Raw genomic sequence first — 18536 nt, forward strand, 5'->3', positions numbered from 1 at the left:
GGGTTGAGATCATAGCGATGCTGCGCCGCCTGCTTCAGCCGTTCTGGGTCCTGCTTGCGATCGTCTTCCTGGTCGAGGCTTGGCTATGGGACCACCTCGAGCCCATCGTGGCGCGGGTGGTGGCGTGGATTCCGCTCCGCGCGCTCAAGCAATGGCTTGCCGACCGGGTCGATTCGCTGTCGCCGGCGATGACGCTGATCGTCTTCGTCGTGCCGGTCATCCCGCTGTTTCCGCTCAAGCTGATCGGGCTCTGGCTGCTGGCGAACCAATACTGGTTCAGTGCGGTCTCGCTGATCCTGTTCGCCAAGTTCGTCGGTGTCGGCGTGACGGCCTTCCTGTTCGACGTGACGCGGCCGAAACTGCTGGAGATGCCCTGGTTCGAGGCGCTCTATAATTTCGTGATGGCACTGCGGGCCAAGGCCACCGCGCTGGTCGAACCGATCAAGCGGCGCATTCGCGAGATGATCAGTGGCGACGGCGAGGGCTGGGCGGCGCGCACGCTGCGCGTGATCGCGCGCTTCCGCAAAAGCGTGCATCAGACCAGCAAGCCTCTTTGATCAAAACTTTCTATTCCGTCATCCTGAGGAGCGCGGAACGCGCGTCTCGAAGGATGCACGGCCCGGCCGGTGGCCGTCGATCCTTCGAGACGCGCGCAAGGGCGCGCTCCTCAGGATGACGGTTCGAAAGCGGCGCGCGGCGCTCAATGCAGATGCAGCAAGTGCGGCTGGAAGAGGCCGAGCGCCGTCATCACGATGCCGGCGAGCGTCACCAGGCCGGACACCCAGGCCAGCGCGAGGATGCCCGTGATGATGGTCGCCGATGCCAGCACGATGGCGATCTGGAAGGCGGCGGAGGCAAGCTCGAAATGATGATATTTCGCGGTGGCCTCGTCGCGCTCATGCTCGGCGTGCTTGGCGCGTTCGGAGAGCTGCTCTGAACCCTCGCCGGTTTCCGGCTCCGAGCGATAGCGCGCCGCGGTCTTCTGCCAGTCGTCGATCTGCTTCTGCAGCGCGGCCCTGGCCGCCTCGTCGGTGGTGGTCGCGAGGTTCAGCTTGCCCTGTTCGGCCGCGGTCTGCACCGCGGTCCGGCGGATGCTCTTGGCCTGGAAGAAGGCCCACAGGTTGGAGGCCTCGACATTCTTGCTGATCGATTCGGTCTGGGCGCCCTTGCCGAGCGTTTCCGACAGCGCCAGGCACAGGGCGATCACGGCGATCAGGAGCGCGATCTTCTTGTTCTCGCCCGAAGCATGCTCGGCATGCTCCGCGTGCTCCATACTTTCATGTGCGCTCATGATTCCCCTCCGCATGCGACCGCGCCACGATTGCCGAATGCGGCGCACAAGGCAAGGGGCGGGCGGCTTGGAGTAGCCGTCTGAAGATGAACGGCGCATGACGGCGGGCCAAAGCCCGCGCTTTATTTTGAATCCAGACCCGGGCGCTCAGCCGCGCGGATGCGCGGAGCGATAGACTTCGAGCAGGCGCTCGCTGTCGATGCCGGTGTAGATCTGCGTGGTCGACAGCGATGCGTGGCCGAGCAATTCCTGGATCGCGCGCAAATCGCCGCCGCGGCTGAGCAGATGCGTGGCGAAGGAGTGCCGCAGCGCATGCGGCGTTGCGCTGTCGGGCAGGCCAAGCGCGCCGCGCAGCCGCTCCATGGTGAGCTGGATGATGCGCGGGCTCAAGGGGCCGCCGCGCGCGCCGACGAACATCGGCCCCGCGGGGCTGAGCTGATGCGGGCAGATCGCGGCATAGTCCGCGATCAATTGCAGCACGTTCTGCAGCACCGGCACCATGCGGGTCTTGTTGCCCTTGCCGGTCACCACGAGCACGTCGCCTTCGCCGGGCTTCGGCACGTCGCGGCGCTTCAGCCCCAGTGCCTCGGAGATGCGCAGGCCCGAACCATAGAGGAGCGCCATGACGGCGGCGTCACGCACCAGGATCCAGGTCTCGCGGGTCTCGTCCGCGCGCTCGTCGGCATCGGCAAAGCGTTTCGCTGCTTCCATGTGAATCGGCTTCGGCAGGCTCTTCGCCACCTTGGGCGCGCGGATCGCCGAGAGCGCGCCGACCTTGCCCTTGCCTTCGCGTTCCAGGAAACGGCCGAACGAGCGCAGGCCCGCCAGCGCCCGCATCAGCGATCGCCCGCCGATTTCATCCGCGCGGCGCATCGCCATGAAGGCGCGCACATCGCTCGCCTCGAGCGCGGAAAAAGCCTTCAGCGTCACCCGCGCGCCCCAGTGCCCGGCCAGGAAGGCGAGGCATTGGCGCACGTCGCGGGCATAGGCCTCGAGCGTCTTCGGCGACAGCCGCCGCTCCGCACGCAGATGCGACAGCCAGCGCGTCATCTCCTGCGTGACCGATGCGTCGGCGCAGTCGAGCTCGAGCGGTGGGATGGGCTGATCGGTCCGGGCCATGTCCGTGTCTTAAGTCCGTGTCTTAAGGGCTATTGGCGCTGCCAATCTCCTGATTATATCGCACTGCCTTCGTTTACCGTTCGCTAAGAGAGCGAAGCGGTGGGAGAGCGTTTTCGAGCGAAGTGGACGCCGGTTAGCGTGAAGAAAACGCGTCAAAACAAGAAGCTGGAGATTTGGTTCTGATTCGATCAGAAACCAAATCTCTAGCCCGCTCGGGATCAAGGTTTCCGATTCAATGGACCATACCACGCGCCCCGGCCCAGCCTCCGCATCGACGATACGTGTCGTCGACGTGCTGGTGCCCGTCGCGCTGAACCAGACCTATTCCTACCGCGTTCCGCGCGGCATGGAGCTTGCGCCGGGCGATGTGATCGGCGTTCCGCTCGGGCCACGCGAGGTCGTTGCGGTGGTGTGGGCGGAAAATGCCAATCCCGATCCGCGGCTGCACAACCGACTCAAGGACGTCAGTGAAAAGCTCGATGTTCCGCCGCTGAAGCCGGAGCTGCGCCAGCTGGTCGATTGGGTCTCCAACTACACTTTGTCGGCGCGCGGCATGGTGCTGCGGATGACGCTGCGGATGGGCGACAATCTCGGGCCAGAGCGGACGCGGCTCGGCGTGCGGCTGGTCGGCGAGCCGCCGCGGCGCCTGACGCCGGCGCGCCGGCGGGTGATCGAGGTGCTGTCGGACCGGTTGCTGCACGGCAAGTCGGAGGCGGCGCGGGAGGCTGGCGTCAGTTCCGGCGTGATCGACGGCCTGGTCGACGAAGGCACCCTCACGGTCGAGGCGATGCCGCCGCCGGCACCGCCGCCCGTTCCGGATCCCTCCTACGCGCAGCCGGATTTTTCGCGCGAGCAGCGCAGCGCCGTCGACGTGATGCGGACGCTGGCTGCCAGCGGCAGCTTTCACGTCGCGCTGCTCGACGGCGTCACCGGTTCCGGCAAGACCGAAGTCTATTTCGAGGCGATCGCCGAGAATATCCGTCGCGGCAAGCAGACGCTGATCCTGATGCCGGAGATCGCGCTGACCGGCCAGTTCCTCGACCGTTTCGCGCAGCGCTTCGGCGTGCGGCCGCTGGAATGGCATTCGGAGCTCACGCCGCGCACGCGGGCGCGCAACTGGGCCGCGATCTCCGAGGGCAAGGCGCCGGTCGTGGTCGGCGCCCGCTCCGCGCTGTTCCTGCCCTATGCCGATCTCGGGCTCATCATCGTCGATGAGGAGCACGACCAGGCCTACAAGCAGGACGACGGCGCGCATTATCACGCCCGCGACATGGCGGTGGTCCGCGCCCATATCGCCAAGATCCCGATCGTGCTGGCCTCGGCCACGCCGTCGGTCGAGAGCGAGGTCAATGCGCGCAAGGGGCGCTACCAGCGCGTGGCGCTGCCGTCGCGGTTCGGCGGCCAGCACATGCCGCATATCGAGGCGATCGACATGCGCCGCGCGCCGCCGCCGCGCGGCCGCTTCATTTCGCCTGTTCTGGCCGAGCAAATTCGCCATGCGATCGAGCGCCGCGAGCAGGCGCTGCTGTTCCTCAACCGCCGCGGCTACGCACCGCTGACGCTGTGCCGCGCCTGCGGCCACCGCTTCGCCTGCACGATCTGCGACGCCTGGCTGGTCGATCACCGGTTCCGGCAGCGGCTGGTCTGTCATCACTGCGGCTTCTCGATGCCGCGCCCGAATATCTGCCCGCATTGCGCGGCCGAGGAATCGCTGGTCGCGGTCGGTCCCGGCGTCGAGCGCCTGCAGGAGGAGGCGGCTCACATCTTCCCCGAGGCACGGACGATGGTGCTGTCGAGCGATCTCATCACCTCGATCGAGACCATGCGCAGCGAGCTCAACGAGATCGCCGAGGGCCGCGTCGACATCATCATCGGCACCCAGCTGGTGGCGAAGGGCCACAACTTCCCGCGGCTCAATCTGGTCGGCGTCATCGATGCCGATCTCGGCTTGAGCAACGGCGATCCGCGCGCCGCCGAGCGGACGTTCCAGCTGCTGAACCAGGTGGTCGGCCGCGCCGGCCGCGAGCAGGGCCGCGGCGTCGGCTTTCTGCAGACCCACCAGCCGGAGCATCCCGTGATCAAGGCCCTGATCGCCAATGACCGCGAGGCGTTCTATGCCAGCGAGATCGAGATTCGCGAGCGCACCGGCTACCCGCCGTTCGGCCGGCTGGCGAGCCTGATCGTCTCCGCCGGCGACCGTCCGACCGCGGAAGGTTTTGCCCGCAAGCTCGCCGCGGTGGCGCCGCTCGATGAGCGGATCCAGGTGCTCGGGCCCGCGGAGGCGCCGCTCGCCGTCATCAAGGGCCGCTACCGCTTCCGCCTGCTGCTGAAGTCGCTGCGCAATGTCGACCTGTCGCAATACCTGCGCGAATGGCTGGCGGCGGGTCCCAAGACCAAGGGCAATCTGAAGCTCGAGGTCGACGTCGATCCGCAGAGCTTCCTGTAGAGCAGGATCCGGAAAAGGGTGTGGCGGTTTTCCGACAAGATCATGCTCAAGACAAAGAAGTGGAGCGGGATGACAGATAGAAGAGAAGTCACCGCGCTCTACTGGGCCCGCAAAAAATAAGCCTGCCGTCATTTGCGACGGCAGGCCTTTTTGGCGCGAAGCGGGCCTCGCGGCCGTTACGCAACGCAACGCTTACTGAAGGCGCTTACGAGACGACCTCGGCGGTGACGCGGCCGACGCCGGCACCGGTCAGGCCAATGGCGCGGGCTGCGCCAGTGGAGAGGTCGAGCACGCGGCCGCGGATGAACGGGCCACGATCGTTGATGGTGACGACGACGCTGCGGCCGCCATGGGTGACGCGGAGCTTGGTGCCGAACGGCAGCGAGCGGTGGGCCGCGGTCATGGCGTTCTGGTTGAAGCGCTGGCCGGAAGCGGTGCGGCTGCCCGACTCATTGCCGTAGAAGGAGGCCATCCCCGAGAACGAGTGGCCGCCGGACGGCTGGATCGATGCATTGGCGTCGCGCCAGGACGAGCCTTCGGCGCGGGCGTGGTGATGATGGTGGTGGCGATGATGGTGGTGCCGGGACTTCGCGGACGCCTCGGTCACGCTGCCCCCGACCAGAATAGTTGCGGCTACAAAAGCGAGCGCCGTGCGCGAGCGGGTTACATTGCCCGCCGCCTTCTTGATATTCAGCATTGATAAGACCCTCAGACAGTATTGCCGCTAACGCGGCAAGTGGAACCCCCGTCCCTTCGTTGACCAAGGCCGTTTGGTTTCCCAATGAGGCACGAATTGGGCAGTAAATCCGGATTATCTCGTGCTGAAATATCTTGTTACCGCCTTGGGGTAGTCGGTCGAGGTTCCGTAATCTTGCTATTTAACCAATTTTTAACGAGCAATATACTTGATAATACTGATTATCGAGGTGACGGTAAGTTTTCGGTAAGTAATCGCCAAATGAAACTGCAGCCCGTCCTGAGTTCCCTGCGCGCTCGGCCATAGGCCTATGCAAATTTCGATGGAACAAAATCGCGGCGACGCGAATCGGGCCCGGCGCGCCGAGTTTCCGTGCGCCAAATTTTTCCGATTCGGCCGCCGGCTGCGGTCGGCAAAAAGCGCATGCGACAAGGCGGCACTCACGATGCCGTCATGTTGCACCTGCGCGATTGCTATGTTAGCAAAGCCGCGATTTTAACGGTCCCGGCACGTCCTGTGCCGGTCGAAAATCGAAGTCCCGCTTGAATTCCAAGGGCTTGGATCGCTAGGCGCTGCTTTGGTGGCGACGGTTTTTCCCTTGCGAATTTGACAGCAAAAAAGAGCGAGCTCGTGGCTGCTGAAGATCCGTCCGTTTCGGGAGTGTCCGGTCGTTACGCAACGGCCCTGTTCGAGTTGGCGCGCGACGAGCAATCCGTCGATCAAGTCCGGGCCGACCTCGACAAGTTCGAGGCCTTGCTCAACGAGAGCGCCGATCTCAAGCGCCTCGTCCGCAGCCCGGTGTTCGCCGCCGACGCCCAGCTGAAGGCGCTGACCGCGGTGCTCGACAAGGCCGGCATCGCCGGCACGTCGGCCAAATTCCTCAAGGTGCTCACCGCCAATCGCCGGCTGTTCGCCGTTGCCGATGTGATCCGCGCCTATCGCGCGCTGGTGGCGAAGTTCAAGGGCGAGGCGACTGCGGAAGTCACCGTCGCCGAGCAGCTCAGTGACAAGAATCTCGACGCGCTGAAGGCCGCACTGAAATCAGTGACGGGCAAGGACGTCGCGCTCAACGTGAAGGTCGATCCCTCCATTATTGGTGGCCTGGTGGTCAAGCTCGGCAGCCGCATGGTGGATAGTTCGCTTCGCACCAAACTCAATTCGATCAAGAACGCGATGAAAGAGGCAGGCTGATGGACATCCGCGCCGCAGAAATTTCTGCGATCCTCAAGGACCAGATCAAGAATTTCGGCCAGGAAGCCGAGGTCACCGAAGTTGGCCAGGTGCTGTCGGTCGGTGACGGTATCGCCCGCGTCTACGGTCTCGACAACGTTCAGGCCGGTGAAATGGTCGAGTTCGAGAACGGCACGCGCGGCATGGCGCTCAACCTCGAAACCGACAACGTCGGTATCGTGATTTTCGGCGCCGACCGCGAGATCAAGGAAGGCCAGACCGTCAAGCGCACCCGCGCGATCGTGGACGCGCCGATCGGCAAGGGCCTGCTCGGCCGCGTCGTCGACGCGCTCGGCAACCCGATCGACGGCAAGGGCCCGATCCAGGCCACCGAACGCAAGCGCGTCGACGTCAAGGCGCCCGGCATCATTCCGCGCAAGTCGGTGAACGAGCCGATGGCCACCGGCCTCAAGGCGATCGATGCGCTGATCCCGATCGGCCGCGGCCAGCGCGAGCTGATCATCGGCGACCGTCAGACCGGCAAGACCGCGATCGCGCTCGACACCATCCTGAACCAGAAGCCGCTCAACGCCCAGCCGGACGAAAACCTCAAGCTGTATTGCGTCTACGTCGCGATCGGCCAGAAGCGCTCCACCGTGGCGCAGTTCGTCAAGGTGCTCGAAGAGCAGGGCGCGCTGGAATACTCGATCATCGTCGCGGCCACCGCGTCCGATCCGGCGCCGATGCAGTACATCGCGCCGTTCACCGCCTGCACGATGGGCGAATACTTCCGCGACAACGGCATGCACGCCGTGATCATCTATGACGACTTGTCGAAGCAGGCCGTCGCCTATCGCCAGATGTCGCTGCTGCTGCGCCGTCCGCCGGGCCGCGAAGCCTATCCGGGCGACGTTTTCTACCTGCATTCCCGCCTGCTCGAGCGCGCCGCCAAGCTCAACAAGGAGCATGGCTTGGGCTCGCTGACGGCGCTGCCGGTCATCGAAACCCAGGCCAACGACGTGTCGGCCTACATTCCGACCAACGTCATCTCGATCACCGACGGCCAGATCTTCCTGGAAACCGACCTGTTCTTCCAGGGCATCCGTCCCGCGGTGAACGTCGGTCTGTCGGTGTCGCGCGTCGGTTCGTCGGCGCAGACCAAGGCGACCAAGAAGGTCGCCGGCAAGATCAAGGGCGAGCTCGCGCAGTACCGCGAAATGGCGGCGTTCGCGCAGTTCGGTTCGGACCTTGACGCCTCGACCCAGCGCCTGCTCAACCGCGGCTCGCGCCTGACCGAGCTCCTGAAGCAGCCGCAATTCTCGCCGCTGAAGATGGAAGAGCAGGTCTGCGTGATCTGGGCCGGCACCAACGGCTATCTCGATCCGCTGCCGCTCAACAAGGTGAAGGCGTTCGAGGACGGCCTGCTGTCGCTGCTGCGCGGCAAAAACGCTGACATCCTCGATGCGATCCGCACCAGCCGCGATCTGTCCGACGACACCGCCGCCAAGCTCAAGACGGCCGTCGAGGGCTTCGCCAAGACGTTTGCATAACGAATGGGGCGTCGCCCGGCTCGCCGCCGGGCGTGACGAACGGAGGCTTGCGATCTGACCGTTGTGGTCGGATCGCCGGGGTGAACGAAGAATGGCGTCACTAAAAGACATGCGGGTCCGCATCGCCTCGACCAAGGCGACGCAGAAGATCACCAAGGCCATGCAGATGGTCGCAGCCTCGAAGCTGCGCCGCGCGCAGAACGCCGCCGAAGCGGCGCGGCCCTATGCCACCAAGATGGATGCGGTGATTTCCAACATCGCCGCGGCAGCCAACGGCACGCCCGGCGCGCCGGCGCTGCTTGCCGGCACCGGCAACGATCAGGTGCACCTGCTTCTGGTCTGCACCGGCGAGCGCGGCCTGTCCGGCGCGTTCAATTCCGCCATCGTGCGCCTGGCGCGCGAACGGGCGAACGCGCTGCTCGCGCAGGGCAAGGAAGTCAAATTCTTCTGCGTCGGCCGCAAGGGCTACGAGCAGCTGCGGCGGACGTTCGAGAAGCGCATCGTCGAGCACCTCGACCTGCGTTCGGTGCGCCAGATCGGCTTCGCCAATGCCGAGGACATCGCCAACAAGGTGCTGGCGCGGTTCGAGGCCGGCGAGTTCGATGTCTGCACATTGTTCTACTCGCGCTTCCAGTCGGTGATCGCGCAGATTCCGACCGCGCAGCAGATCATCCCGCTGGAGGTGACTGCACCCGCGGCCAATGCGGCGCCCTCCACGTCCTACGAATACGAGCCTGAAGAGGATCAGATCCTCGGCAGCCTGCTGCCGCGCAACCTCGCGGTGCAGATCTTCCGCGCGCTGCTCGAGAACAACGCCTCGTTCTATGGCGCGCAGATGAGCGCGATGGACAGCGCGACCCGCAATGCCGGCGAGATGATTCGCAAGCAAACCCTGATTTACAACAGAACCCGTCAGGCCCAGATCACGAAGGAGCTGATCGAGATCATCTCCGGCGCTGAGGCGGTCTAAGGCAGATTTCGAAGGAGAACAGTCCATGGCTACAGCAGCCAACCAGATCGGTCGCGTTACCCAGGTCACGGGCGCCGTGGTCGACGTGCAGTTCGAAGGCCACCTTCCGGCGATTCTGAACGCGCTCGAGACCAAGAACGGCGGCAACCGCCTGGTGCTCGAAGTCGCGCAGCATCTCGGCGAATCGACCGTCCGCACCATCGCGATGGACATCACCGAGGGCCTCGTGCGCGGCCAGGAAGTGACCGACACCGGCGAACCGATCCGGGTGCCGGTCGGCGAAGGCACGCTGGGCCGCATCATCAACGTCATCGGCGAGCCGATCGATGAAGCCGGCCCGATCAAGTCCGACGGCCTGCGCGCCATCCATCAGGAAGCGCCGACCTATACCGACCAGTCGACCGAAGCCGAAATTCTCGTCACCGGCATCAAGGTCGTCGATCTTCTTGCTCCGTACGCGAAGGGCGGCAAGATCGGTCTGTTCGGCGGCGCCGGCGTCGGCAAGACCGTGCTGATTCAGGAGCTGATCAACAACGTCGCGAAGGCGCACGGCGGTTACTCCGTGTTCGCCGGCGTCGGCGAGCGCACCCGCGAGGGCAACGACCTCTATCACGAGTTCATCGAATCGAAGGTCAACGCCGATCCGCACAATCCGGATCCGAGCGTGAAGTCGAAGTGCGCACTGGTGTTCGGCCAGATGAACGAACCGCCGGGCGCCCGCGCCCGCGTCGGTCTGACCGGTCTGACGGTCGCCGAGCACTTCCGCGACCAGGGCCAGGACGTGCTGTTCTTCGTCGACAACATCTTCCGCTTCACCCAGGCGGGCTCGGAAGTGTCGGCGCTGCTCGGCCGTATTCCTTCGGCGGTGGGTTATCAGCCGACGCTCGCGACCGACATGGGCGCGCTGCAGGAGCGCATCACCACCACCCAGAAGGGCTCGATCACCTCGGTGCAGGCGATCTACGTGCCGGCCGACGACTTGACCGACCCGGCGCCCGCCACCTCGTTCGCGCACTTGGACGCCACCACGGTGCTGTCGCGCGCGATCTCGGAAAAGGGCATCTATCCGGCGGTGGATCCGCTCGACTCGACCTCGCGCATGCTGTCGGCGCTCGTCGTCGGTGACGAGCACTACAACACCGCGCGCATGGTCCAGCAGATCCTGCAACGCTACAAGTCGCTGCAGGACATCATCGCCATTCTCGGCATGGACGAATTGTCGGAAGAGGACAAGCTGACGGTGGCCCGCGCCCGCAAGGTCGAGCGCTTCCTGTCGCAGCCGTTCCACGTCGCCGAAGTCTTCACCGGCTCGCCGGGCAAGTTCGTCGACCTCGCCGACACCATCAAGGGCTTCCGCGATCTCTGCCAGGGCAAGTACGACCATCTGCCGGAAGCGGCGTTCTACATGGTCGGCACCATCGAAGAAGCCGTCGAGAAGGGCAAGAAGCTGGCGGCTGAAGCCGCCTAAGCTTTGGGATGTCGTCATCGCCGGACTTGATCCGGCGATCCATCGCACCAGAACTATCCTGACTGATGGACCCGCGGGTCGAGCCCGCGGGTGAGCGCGCAAAGAACGGAAAGACCATGGCCACCTTCCACTTCGATCTCGTCTCTCCCGAAAAGCTCGCCTTCTCCGGCGAGGTCGATCAGGTTGACGTCCCCGGCGTGGAGGGTGATTTCGGTGTGCTCGCCGGTCACGCGCCTGTCGTCGCCACGGTTCGTCCGGGCATCCTGACGATCACGGCGGCCGGCAAGCGCGAGAAGGTGATCGTGCTCGGCGGCCTCGCCGAGGTCTCGGACAAGGGCCTCACCGTGCTCGCCGACGTCGCGACCGCGCTTGCGGACATCGATCGCGCGAAGTTCGCTGAGACGATCAACGAGATGCAGGAGAAGCTCGCCGAGAAGGAGGGCTCCGAGCTCGACCACGCGATCGAGCGGCTCGACCACTTCAAGAGCATCCAGCAAGAGCTCAACACGACGGCTATGCACTAGGGCGCGGTTGCTGACCGGCGATCGCGCCTTTGCGTCGAGTGAGCCGACCCCCTTAGTGGAATAGCTCACACTTTTTTCGATCATCGCCTGCGAAGGCTTGAATAATTCAACGCTCGCCACGCCCTGGCGAGCGTTCAATGCTTGTTGCGCGCGGGATCGTCTGGCGGCATTCTCCCCGGCATATCTGGGTTCCGGGGCTGGTTCATGAAGCGCAGGTCGCAGCGATCCTCGCGGCCGATATTGCAAGTCAGAGCCGATCGGTTGCCGACGATGAGGAAGAGACGCTGCGGCGGCTCGCCTCTTCTCGACAAGTCGGCATCTTCGCGGTCGGCCCGAACGAACGACCTGCAAATATGTGAAGCAGCTTACAGCAGTGATCGTGCACAAATGACAAGCTGCAGCGCGATGACGATTTGGCCCGACCGCATCGCGATTTCACTCCTGACATAACGGACAAGCTGCCGTGCTGACTTTCTCCACCGATGCTCTCCGCCCGCAGGACCGTTTCGAGCACTGGTGCGAGGTGCGGGGCAAGAGCCTGTTCGGGGTCACGATCGAACTCGAGCGCGACAAGAGGGCCGATTTCCGTGGGCGCTTCTCCGCGACGCCGGTGGGCAGTGCGGTGCTGGCGCAAATGTCGGCCTCCTCTTATCGCGTCAGCCGGACCGCATCCGACATCGCGCGCGTTCCGAGCAACAGCCTGCATCTCGCCTGGCAGGTGCGCGGCCCCGGCCACATGAATATCGGCCGCGATCGCGTCCAGTTCGTCCGCAACGGCGACCTGGTGTTCGGCCATTCCAATCTTCCGTTTGCCTCGACACCCGAACGGACCGATGGCTTTGACTTCTTCAGCCTCAAGATCCCGGCCACCGACGAGCTCGTGCTCGGCGCGCGGATCGAGGACGCGCCGCCGGTCGCGCTGGCGCGCGATGCGAGCCTGACCCGGCTTGTCGGCGCCATGTTCCGCTCGATGACGCGAGATCTCGCGCAAGCCGGGCAGTGCGCCGGCGATGTTGCGCATATGGTGCGCCTGGCGCTGCTCGCGCGCGGCCGCCTGCGGCCACGCCAGGATGAAATCCGTGCCGCGCTGCATGCGGGCTACCTCCATGCCGCCCGCGAAATTCTGCTCCGCGACCTGCATCGCGCCTCGCTCACGCCGGCCGCGGTCGCCACCGAGCTCGGCATCTCGCTGCGGCAATTGCATGCGCTGTTCGAGCCGACCGGCCTGTCATTTGCGCGGACGCTGACGGCGGCAAGGTTGAAGGCGGCGAGGCGTGCGCTCTACGCCATACAGGAGCGCAGCATCGACGAGATCGCGTTCTCGTGCGGCTTCGACAGCATCGCGACCTTCTATCGCGTCTTCCGTTCGACCTACGGCATGACGCCGGGCGACGCGCGGCGCATTCCGCCGCAGGATCAGCCGGCGAATTCCGCGAACCGGGTCGCGACCGCGCGATAGACATCGCGGCGGAACGGCACCACGAGATCGGCAACGCGATCGAGGCGCTCCCAGCGCCATCGATCGAATTCAGCCGGCTGGCCGTTGCGCGGCGTCAATGGATCGATCTCTTCGTCGCGTCCGGTGAAGCGCAGCGCAAACCATTTCTGCCGCTGGCCGCGGAATTTGGCCAGCCGGTGCGATGCCGGCCCGTCATAGGCGGGGAATTCGTAGGTCATCCAGTCGGTCTCGCCGAGATAGTCGGCGTTGACCGCCCCGGTCTCCTCCCACAATTCGCGCATCACGGCCTCGCGCGGATCCTCGCCGGCGTCGATGCCGCCCTGCGGCATCTGCCATTCGAGGCCGGGCAACACGATCTCCGGACCATCGTCCTTGATCCGGTGGCCGATCAGCACGCGTCCGTCGGCATTGAACAGCGCGATGCCCACATTGGGGCGATAAGGCTTATCTGATGACATCTCGGTGGCTGCGTCGCGCGTCTACCCGGCCGGTTACTTGGCCGCGAGACCGGCAAATTCCTTCACGACGCGCTCATAGACCGGACGCTTGAACGGCACAATCAGCTCCGGCAGATTCTTCATCGGCTCCCAGCGCCAGGTGATGAACTCGGCCTTGTGGCCGCCGCCCGGATTGGCGACGTTGATCTCGTTCTCATTGCCGGTGAAGCGCAACGCGAACCACTTTTGCCGCTGTCCGCGATAGCGGCCCTTCCAGGCGCGGCCCGCGACGGTGCGCGGGATATCATAGATCAACCAGTCCGAGACCTCGCCGAGCTTCTCCACGGACTTGATGCTGGTCTCCTCATAGAGCTCGCGCCGCGCGGCCTGAAACGTATCCTCGCCGGGATCGACGCCGCCTTGCGGCATCTGCCAGACATGCGCGTCGTTGACATGCTCGATGCCGCCCGCTCGGCGTCCGATGAAGACCAGCCCGGCCGTATTCAGCAGCATGATGCCGACGCAGGTTCGATAGGGCAGGTCTTCATAACGTGCCATGCTGCCGCTACCTCGCACAGTTCCGGCGCCGCCCGACCCGGCCCCCCGGCAAGGTCTCGCGCAACACCAACGGATTGATCTTTAGCCCGATTTTGATTTCAGCATCGCCGTTGTCAATGGCACAAGCATAATGCCCTTGGAGTCCAGTGTCTTGAGCCAGGCGCCGAGCCGCTCGATCGAGACCGGCAAAGCCGAGGCGACGCCCACCGCCGTGCCGCGTTCCTTCGCGATCGTTTCCAGCTTGACCAGCGCGCGGTCGATTTCCGCCGACGTCGGCACCGCGTCGATGGCGAAATCGGCCTTGGCGAACGGCAATGACTGGCCCGCGGAGAGGGTCTGCGCGACGCTACGCGGGGTGGAACCGTCGTCGAAATAGCTCAGGCCGCGCTTGGCCGCTTCGCGGACGATGGGCTGCATCACGGGATCGGCCGCAACGAACCGGCCTCCCATGAAATTGGCGATGCCGGCATAGCCTTGCAGGCGGCTCAGGTGCCAATAGAAGCGGTCGAGGTTCTGCTCGCTGCTCAGCGTGGTCAGCAGCGTTTGCGGCCCGGGATCGTTGTCGGGATAGTCGAACGGCTCCATCGGAATCTGCAGCAGGATCTCGTGGCGCTGGCCCCTCGCGCGTTCCGCAAGCTTGCCCGGATCGGAGCCATAGGGCGTGAAGGCCAGCGTCACCGCCGGCGGCAGCTTCATGATGGCGTCGGTGGTCTTGGCGGCGCCGACGCCGAGGCCGGCGACCACGATGGCGATTACGGGCATCCGGGCGGCCTTGGCGCGGTCGGCCTCGGCCGCGTAGACCGTAAACGGCTTCAGGCCGTCGGCGACCACCGGGATCATGCCGTAGCGTGATTTTTCCAGCAGGCGCGGATCGATGCCGGTCATCGCGATTGGCGGCGAATCGCCATCGGCCTTGTCGGCCGGATCGCCGGCGCCGATCACCACGTCCTGGCGCTTGCCGCTGGAGCCGTCGATGATGGTGACGGTTCTCGCGTCACTGGCTGCGGCCGGTGGCTTGGCGGCGGATTTGGCCGTCGGTTCGGCCGCCGCCTGGGCAGCCGGAGCGTGCTTGTCGTCAGCGGCGGCGGGCGGGGGATTGCGGAGCGTGACACGGGCAATCGGTTCGCCGCCGAGCGGGTTGTCGTTGAACAGCGCGATGCCGACAAAGCCGACCAGCACGAGCCCGAGCAGCACGGCGAGCGCCTGCATCGCCGTGAATGGCAGGCGAAACCGGCGCGTCCTGCCCGCGGTGTTCTGCCCAAGCGGCGTGCTCAGTTCGTCGGCCGCCTCTGCCATGACCCTCCCCGAATCAACAGCGCGAACGATAGCACGATGCGGTGCATTCCCGCGCGCCGGCCTCCCCGTCAAAGCACGGTTACGGGTGGACACACCGAAAGCAGAAAGGGCGGCCCGCGGGCCGCCCTGTTCGCCGAGTCGATCGGATTAAATCAGTTCGCGGCCTTGTTGCCCGGCTTGTCGACCGCGGCCTTGTCGCGCGCAGCCTCCGGCGCCGCTGGCGCGCTCGAGGTCGACTTGATGCCATGCAGCAGGTCGTCGGCCATCTTCAGCGCCTTGTCGTCCTTGGCGTCCGGCGGGACGTAGGACTGCGAGCCGGTCTTCTCGTCGCCGTCGTTCTTCAGATGGCCGCGCAGCGAAGCTTCGCCCTTGGTGTCGGTGCGCGCCTTCAGCTCTTCCGGCACGTCCTGCAGCACCTCGATATCGGGCACGATGCCCTTGGCCTGGATCGACTTGCCCGACGGCGTGTAGTAGCGCGCGGTGGTCAGGCGCAGCGCGCCATTGCCCGAGCCGAGCGGGATGATGGTCTGCACCGAGCCCTTGCCGAACGAACGGGTGCCGACCAGCGTCGCCCGCTTGTGGTCCTGCAGCGCGCCGGCGACGATTTCGGAGGCGGAGGCCGAGCCGCCGTTGATCAGCACGATCACCGGCTTGCCCTTGGTCAGGTCGCCCGGATGGGCGGCGCGGCGCTGGGTTTCCTCGGCATTGCGTCCGCGGGTCGAGACGATCTCGCCACGCTCCAGGAAGGAGTCGGACACCGTGACCGCCTCTTCGAGCAGGCCGCCCGGGTTGTTGCGGAGATCGATGACGTAGCCCTTCAGTTTATCGCCGATCTGGCCCTGCAGATTGGTGATCTCCTTCTTCAGGCCTTCGGTGGTCTGCTCGTTGAAGGTGGTGATGCGGATATAGGCGATGTCATCGGCCTCGACGCGCGCACGCACCGAGCGGACGCGGATGTTGTCGCGCACCAGCGTGACGTCGATCGGATTGTCCTGGCCCTTGCGGATGATCTTGAGCTTGATCTTGGTGTTGACCGGACCGCGCATCTTCTCGACGGCTTGGTTCAAGGTCAGGCCCTGCACGGCCTCGTCGTCGAGGGTCGTGATGATGTCGTTGGCCATGATGCCGGCCTTCGAGGCCGGGGTGTCGTCGATCGGCGAGACCACCTTGATCAGGCCGTCTTCCATCGTGACTTCGATGCCGAGGCCGCCGAACTCGCCGCGGGTCTGCACCTGCATGTCGCGGAAGCTCTTGGCGTCCATGTAGCTCGAGTGCGGGTCGAGGCCGGACAGCATGCCGGAGATCGCGGATTCGACCAGCTTGCTGTCATCGGGCTTCTCGACATAGTCGCTGCGCACCCGCTCGAACACGTCGCCGAACAGATTGAGCTGGCGATAGGTGTCCGACGTCGCGGCACGCGCGCTCGATCCCATCAGCACGGCGCGGGGCTGCGTGACGAAAAGCGTCAGGGCCGCGCCGGTGGCGGCGCTAAGGAGAATTACCGAAGTCTTGCGCATCATCCGCGAACCTTTTCGCCTTCATTTGCGGCCCACCATGGACCTGGATCGATTGGAGTGCCGTCTTTCCGGAACTCGACATAGAGCACTGGCTGGCTCGCATTGGTGGCGAGAATGGATGCAACCTGGGACGTCGACCCCATGGTCGCAACCGGCTCCCCCGTAAGTACAAACTGGCCGATGTTTACCGAAATACGCTCCATCCCGGCGATCAGGACATGATACCCGCCCCCGGCATTGAGGATCAAGAGTTGTCCATAGCTGCGGAAAGGACCAGCGTAAACAACCCAGCCGTCACACGGGGTTGTGACCTGCGCGCCCGGCTTGGCTGCCAAAGAAATGCCTTTTTGTACGCCCCCCGCGCCGTCGGAACCGCCAAATTCGCGAATCTTGGTGCCATTCACGGGATAGGAGAACAGGCCGTTGGCCGAGGCGAAAGCGACCGCCGGGCTCATGCGGGCCGGGTCCTTAAGCGCCCCCAGATTCGGCTTGCCGTTAACCGTCGCCGGCGCTCCCTGGAGGCTGGCCGTGGCGGCGGCCTTGGCCGCGCTCTTGAGATCCTGCTCCATCTTGGCGATCAGGCTCTGCAGATTGTCGGCCTGCTTCGACAGCGCGATGGCGCGGGCGCCTTCGGCCTCCATGTCCTTTTCGGCCGCGCTCTGCTGCCGCTGCCGTTCGTCGACCAGCGCCGCCAGCCGGGTCTGGTCTTCCCTCAGCTTGTCGCGGTCGGCCGCCAGCGCATCGCGTTCGGTCGAGATGGTCTTGCGCAGCGCCACCAGTTCGCCGAGATCGGCCGCAAGCTTCTCGGCGCGGACGCGCAACTCCGGCACCACGGCGCCGAGCAGCATCGCGGTGCGCAGCGATTGCAGCGCGTCCTCGGGCCGCACCAGCAGCGCCGGCGGCGTGCGCCGCCCGGCGCGCTGCAGCGCGGCCAGCACCTCGATCACCTCGGAGCGGCGTGAATCGAGCGAGGCGCGGATTTCGCGCTCACGGCCGTCGAGCGGCTGCAGGCGCGCCTCGGCGTCCGCGGTCCGGGTCTCGACGCCGCGCACCTGGCCAGCAATGTCAATCAGCTGCTGATTGAGCTTGCTGCGGTCCTGGCCGATCGCGGCGATATCGGCCTTCAGCTTCTCCTGCAGCTCGGTCGCCTTGCGCTGCTGCTCGCGCGCGGCCTCGAGTTCCTGCTCGCGCTGCTTGATCGCATCGGGCGATGTCTCTGCTGTCGCGGCCTGCTGTGCGGGCGGCGCGGGCTGTTGTGCTGATGGTGTCGCTTGCGCATGCGCCGCGGCCAGCGGATAGGCGGCGAACATCGCGATCGACAGCGGCAGCGATGCCGGCAACCGGCGGCGGCGCGCGGCGGTGCCGAGGTGCGAGGCCGAATACGAAGCTGTGTCCCGCTTGTGCTGCATTCGCGTGCGTTCAGCGCTTTCGACTGTCCGTCACCACGCCTTACGCGCGATGATAGGGGTGGCCGGCCAAAATGGTCGCGGCGCGATAAATCTGTTCCAAAAGCATGACGCGGACCATTTGATGCGGCCAGGTCGCGGAGCCGAATGCAATTCGCAACAAAGCCTTGCGCTGCAATTCAGGCGAAAGTCCGTCCGCGCCGCCGATCACGAAGACAGTATGTGCTGTTCCCTCGTCGCGCCAGCGGCCGAGCTGCTGGGCAAAGCTCGCGCTGTCGATGCTCTTGCCGCGTTCGTCGAGCGCGACCAGCGCGTGCTTCTCAGGCAGCAGCGCCGAGATCGCCGCGGCCTCCTCGGCGATCCGCGCTGGCGTGTCGCGCGCGCGGCTTTCCGCGATCTCATGGATCTCGAGGCCACGAAACCCGAGCTTGCGGCCGATATCCTCAAAGCGCTCGCGGTAACGCTCGGCGAGCTCCCGTTCAGGGCCCTGTTTCAAACGGCCGATGCAGATCACGACAAGGCGCATACACGCGTTTTCCGGCAAAGTGGAATCCGGTTTGCCGTAGAAAACGCGTCAAGTCTATAACTCGCGCGCCTCCAGGCGCGCGCCCAGACTAGCTGCGCTGCA

18 protein-coding genes are annotated in these 18536 nt (G+C 65.3%); 9 read left to right on the forward strand and 9 right to left on the reverse strand.

Annotated elements, in window-relative coordinates; translation table 11 throughout:
• Positions 1-17: 17 nt before the first annotated feature.
• Positions 18-557, forward strand: coding sequence for a hypothetical protein (locus tag ACE10X_RS01110; RefSeq protein WP_028336313.1), 540 nt, complete (start codon positions 18-20; stop codon positions 555-557).
• Positions 558-700: 143 nt separating this feature from the next.
• On the opposite strand, the gene ACE10X_RS01115 is transcribed toward ACE10X_RS01110, so the two are convergent.
• Both ACE10X_RS01115 and ACE10X_RS01120 read right to left on the reverse strand, forming a co-directional pair.
• Entirely contained in the window at positions 701-1291 is a 591-nt protein-coding gene (locus tag ACE10X_RS01115; protein WP_026192099.1) for a DUF4337 domain-containing protein, read from the reverse strand.
• Positions 1292-1438: 147 nt separating this feature from the next.
• Positions 1439-2410, reverse strand: coding sequence for a tyrosine recombinase XerC (locus ACE10X_RS01120; protein ID WP_038384685.1), 972 nt, complete (start codon positions 2408-2410; stop codon positions 1439-1441).
• A 235-nt stretch (positions 2411-2645) separates the two neighbouring features.
• On the opposite strand from ACE10X_RS01120, the gene ACE10X_RS01125 reads away from it, so the two are divergent.
• Positions 2646-4856 (forward strand): primosomal protein N', encoded by a 2211-nt coding sequence (locus ACE10X_RS01125; protein ID WP_304557413.1) that lies wholly within the window; start codon positions 2646-2648, stop codon positions 4854-4856.
• Between the two features lie 205 nt (positions 4857-5061).
• Here ACE10X_RS01125 and ACE10X_RS01130 read toward each other — a convergent pair whose 3' ends face one another.
• The gene (locus ACE10X_RS01130; RefSeq protein WP_016843825.1) at positions 5062-5553 is read right to left on the reverse strand and encodes a septal ring lytic transglycosylase RlpA family protein; all 492 of its coding nucleotides are present in this window, start codon (positions 5551-5553) and stop codon (positions 5062-5064) included.
• 630 nt (positions 5554-6183) lie between these two features.
• Here ACE10X_RS01130 and ACE10X_RS01135 point away from each other — a divergent pair.
• The 7 genes from ACE10X_RS01135 to ACE10X_RS01165 all read left to right on the forward strand — a co-directional run bounded on the left by ACE10X_RS01135 (position 6184) and on the right by ACE10X_RS01165 (position 12694).
• Positions 6184-6744 carry a F0F1 ATP synthase subunit delta gene (locus ACE10X_RS01135; protein WP_028340805.1) on the forward strand — a complete coding sequence of 187 codons (561 nt, stop codon included), beginning with the start codon at positions 6184-6186 and terminating at the stop codon, positions 6742-6744.
• Positions 6744-8273 (forward strand): F0F1 ATP synthase subunit alpha, encoded by a 1530-nt coding sequence (gene atpA, locus ACE10X_RS01140; RefSeq protein WP_038384679.1) that lies wholly within the window; start codon positions 6744-6746, stop codon positions 8271-8273. Before ACE10X_RS01135 ends, atpA begins: the two co-directional genes overlap by 1 nt.
• 91 nt (positions 8274-8364) lie before the next feature.
• Positions 8365-9243: a F0F1 ATP synthase subunit gamma gene (locus tag ACE10X_RS01145; RefSeq protein ID WP_028340803.1), complete on the forward strand. Its 879-nt coding sequence runs from the start codon at positions 8365-8367 to the stop codon at positions 9241-9243.
• Positions 9244-9268: 25 nt separating this feature from the next.
• Positions 9269-10711 carry a F0F1 ATP synthase subunit beta gene (gene atpD, locus ACE10X_RS01150; protein WP_016843821.1) on the forward strand — a complete coding sequence of 481 codons (1443 nt, stop codon included), beginning with the start codon at positions 9269-9271 and terminating at the stop codon, positions 10709-10711.
• 116 nt (positions 10712-10827) lie between these two features.
• The gene (locus tag ACE10X_RS01155) at positions 10828-11235 is read left to right on the forward strand and encodes a F0F1 ATP synthase subunit epsilon (RefSeq protein ID WP_026192102.1); all 408 of its coding nucleotides are present in this window, start codon (positions 10828-10830) and stop codon (positions 11233-11235) included.
• A 137-nt stretch (positions 11236-11372) separates the two neighbouring features.
• Entirely contained in the window at positions 11373-11594 is a 222-nt protein-coding gene (locus ACE10X_RS01160) for a hypothetical protein (RefSeq protein ID WP_038384678.1), read from the forward strand.
• 104 nt (positions 11595-11698) lie between these two features.
• Positions 11699-12694, forward strand: a complete 996-nt coding sequence (locus ACE10X_RS01165) for a helix-turn-helix domain-containing protein (protein ID WP_375763927.1) — start codon at positions 11699-11701, stop codon at positions 12692-12694.
• On the opposite strand, the gene ACE10X_RS01170 is transcribed toward ACE10X_RS01165, so the two are convergent.
• The 6 genes from ACE10X_RS01170 to rlmH all read right to left on the reverse strand — a co-directional run bounded on the left by ACE10X_RS01170 (position 12652) and on the right by rlmH (position 18434).
• A complete protein-coding gene (locus tag ACE10X_RS01170; RefSeq protein WP_038384676.1) occupies positions 12652-13152 on the reverse strand; it encodes an RNA pyrophosphohydrolase in 501 nt (166 codons plus the stop codon). The genes ACE10X_RS01165 and ACE10X_RS01170 overlap by 43 nt on opposite strands.
• A 33-nt stretch (positions 13153-13185) precedes the next feature.
• A complete protein-coding gene (locus ACE10X_RS01175; RefSeq protein WP_038384675.1) occupies positions 13186-13689 on the reverse strand; it encodes an RNA pyrophosphohydrolase in 504 nt (167 codons plus the stop codon).
• Between the two features lie 81 nt (positions 13690-13770).
• On the reverse strand, positions 13771-14985 hold the full coding sequence (locus ACE10X_RS01180) for a divergent polysaccharide deacetylase family protein (protein ID WP_038384674.1): 1215 nt from the start codon (positions 14983-14985) through the stop codon (positions 13771-13773).
• Positions 14986-15137: 152 nt separating this feature from the next.
• Entirely contained in the window at positions 15138-16505 is a 1368-nt protein-coding gene (locus ACE10X_RS01185) for a S41 family peptidase (protein ID WP_018269401.1), read from the reverse strand.
• A complete protein-coding gene (locus ACE10X_RS01190; protein ID WP_375764670.1) occupies positions 16502-17812 on the reverse strand; it encodes a murein hydrolase activator EnvC family protein in 1311 nt (436 codons plus the stop codon). The genes ACE10X_RS01185 and ACE10X_RS01190 overlap by 4 nt, the downstream gene beginning before the upstream one ends.
• Before the next feature lie 139 nt (positions 17813-17951).
• Positions 17952-18434, reverse strand: a complete 483-nt coding sequence (gene rlmH, locus ACE10X_RS01195) for a 23S rRNA (pseudouridine(1915)-N(3))-methyltransferase RlmH (protein WP_038384672.1) — start codon at positions 18432-18434, stop codon at positions 17952-17954.
• Positions 18435-18536: the final 102 nt, after the last annotated feature.

It is taken from the genome of Bradyrhizobium sp. Pha-3 (assembly GCF_042258325.1).
In the GTDB taxonomy this organism is placed as follows: domain Bacteria; phylum Pseudomonadota; class Alphaproteobacteria; order Rhizobiales; family Xanthobacteraceae; genus Bradyrhizobium; species Bradyrhizobium elkanii.

Coding starts and splice junctions, on each gene's coding strand:
- ACE10X_RS01110 (WP_028336313.1), top strand. CDS start 18: ATGCTGCGCCGCCTGCTTCAGCCGTTCTGGGTCCTGCTTGCGATCGTC.
- ACE10X_RS01115 (WP_026192099.1), bottom strand. CDS start 1,291: ATGAGCGCACATGAAAGTATGGAGCACGCGGAGCATGCCGAGCATGCT.
- ACE10X_RS01120 (WP_038384685.1), bottom strand. CDS start 2,410: ATGGCCCGGACCGATCAGCCCATCCCACCGCTCGAGCTCGACTGCGCC.
- ACE10X_RS01125 (WP_304557413.1), top strand. CDS start 2,646: ATGGACCATACCACGCGCCCCGGCCCAGCCTCCGCATCGACGATACGT.
- ACE10X_RS01130 (WP_016843825.1), bottom strand. CDS start 5,553: ATGCTGAATATCAAGAAGGCGGCGGGCAATGTAACCCGCTCGCGCACG.
- atpA (WP_038384679.1), top strand. CDS start 6,744: ATGGACATCCGCGCCGCAGAAATTTCTGCGATCCTCAAGGACCAGATC.
- ACE10X_RS01145 (WP_028340803.1), top strand. CDS start 8,365: ATGGCGTCACTAAAAGACATGCGGGTCCGCATCGCCTCGACCAAGGCG.
- atpD (WP_016843821.1), top strand. CDS start 9,269: ATGGCTACAGCAGCCAACCAGATCGGTCGCGTTACCCAGGTCACGGGC.
- ACE10X_RS01155 (WP_026192102.1), top strand. CDS start 10,828: ATGGCCACCTTCCACTTCGATCTCGTCTCTCCCGAAAAGCTCGCCTTC.
- ACE10X_RS01160 (WP_038384678.1), top strand. CDS start 11,373: ATGCTTGTTGCGCGCGGGATCGTCTGGCGGCATTCTCCCCGGCATATC.
- ACE10X_RS01170 (WP_038384676.1), bottom strand. CDS start 13,152: ATGTCATCAGATAAGCCTTATCGCCCCAATGTGGGCATCGCGCTGTTC.
- ACE10X_RS01175 (WP_038384675.1), bottom strand. CDS start 13,689: ATGGCACGTTATGAAGACCTGCCCTATCGAACCTGCGTCGGCATCATG.
- ACE10X_RS01180 (WP_038384674.1), bottom strand. CDS start 14,985: ATGGCAGAGGCGGCCGACGAACTGAGCACGCCGCTTGGGCAGAACACC.
- ACE10X_RS01185 (WP_018269401.1), bottom strand. CDS start 16,505: ATGATGCGCAAGACTTCGGTAATTCTCCTTAGCGCCGCCACCGGCGCG.
- ACE10X_RS01190 (WP_375764670.1), bottom strand. CDS start 17,812: ATGTTCGCCGCCTATCCGCTGGCCGCGGCGCATGCGCAAGCGACACCA.
- rlmH (WP_038384672.1), bottom strand. CDS start 18,434: ATGCGCCTTGTCGTGATCTGCATCGGCCGTTTGAAACAGGGCCCTGAA.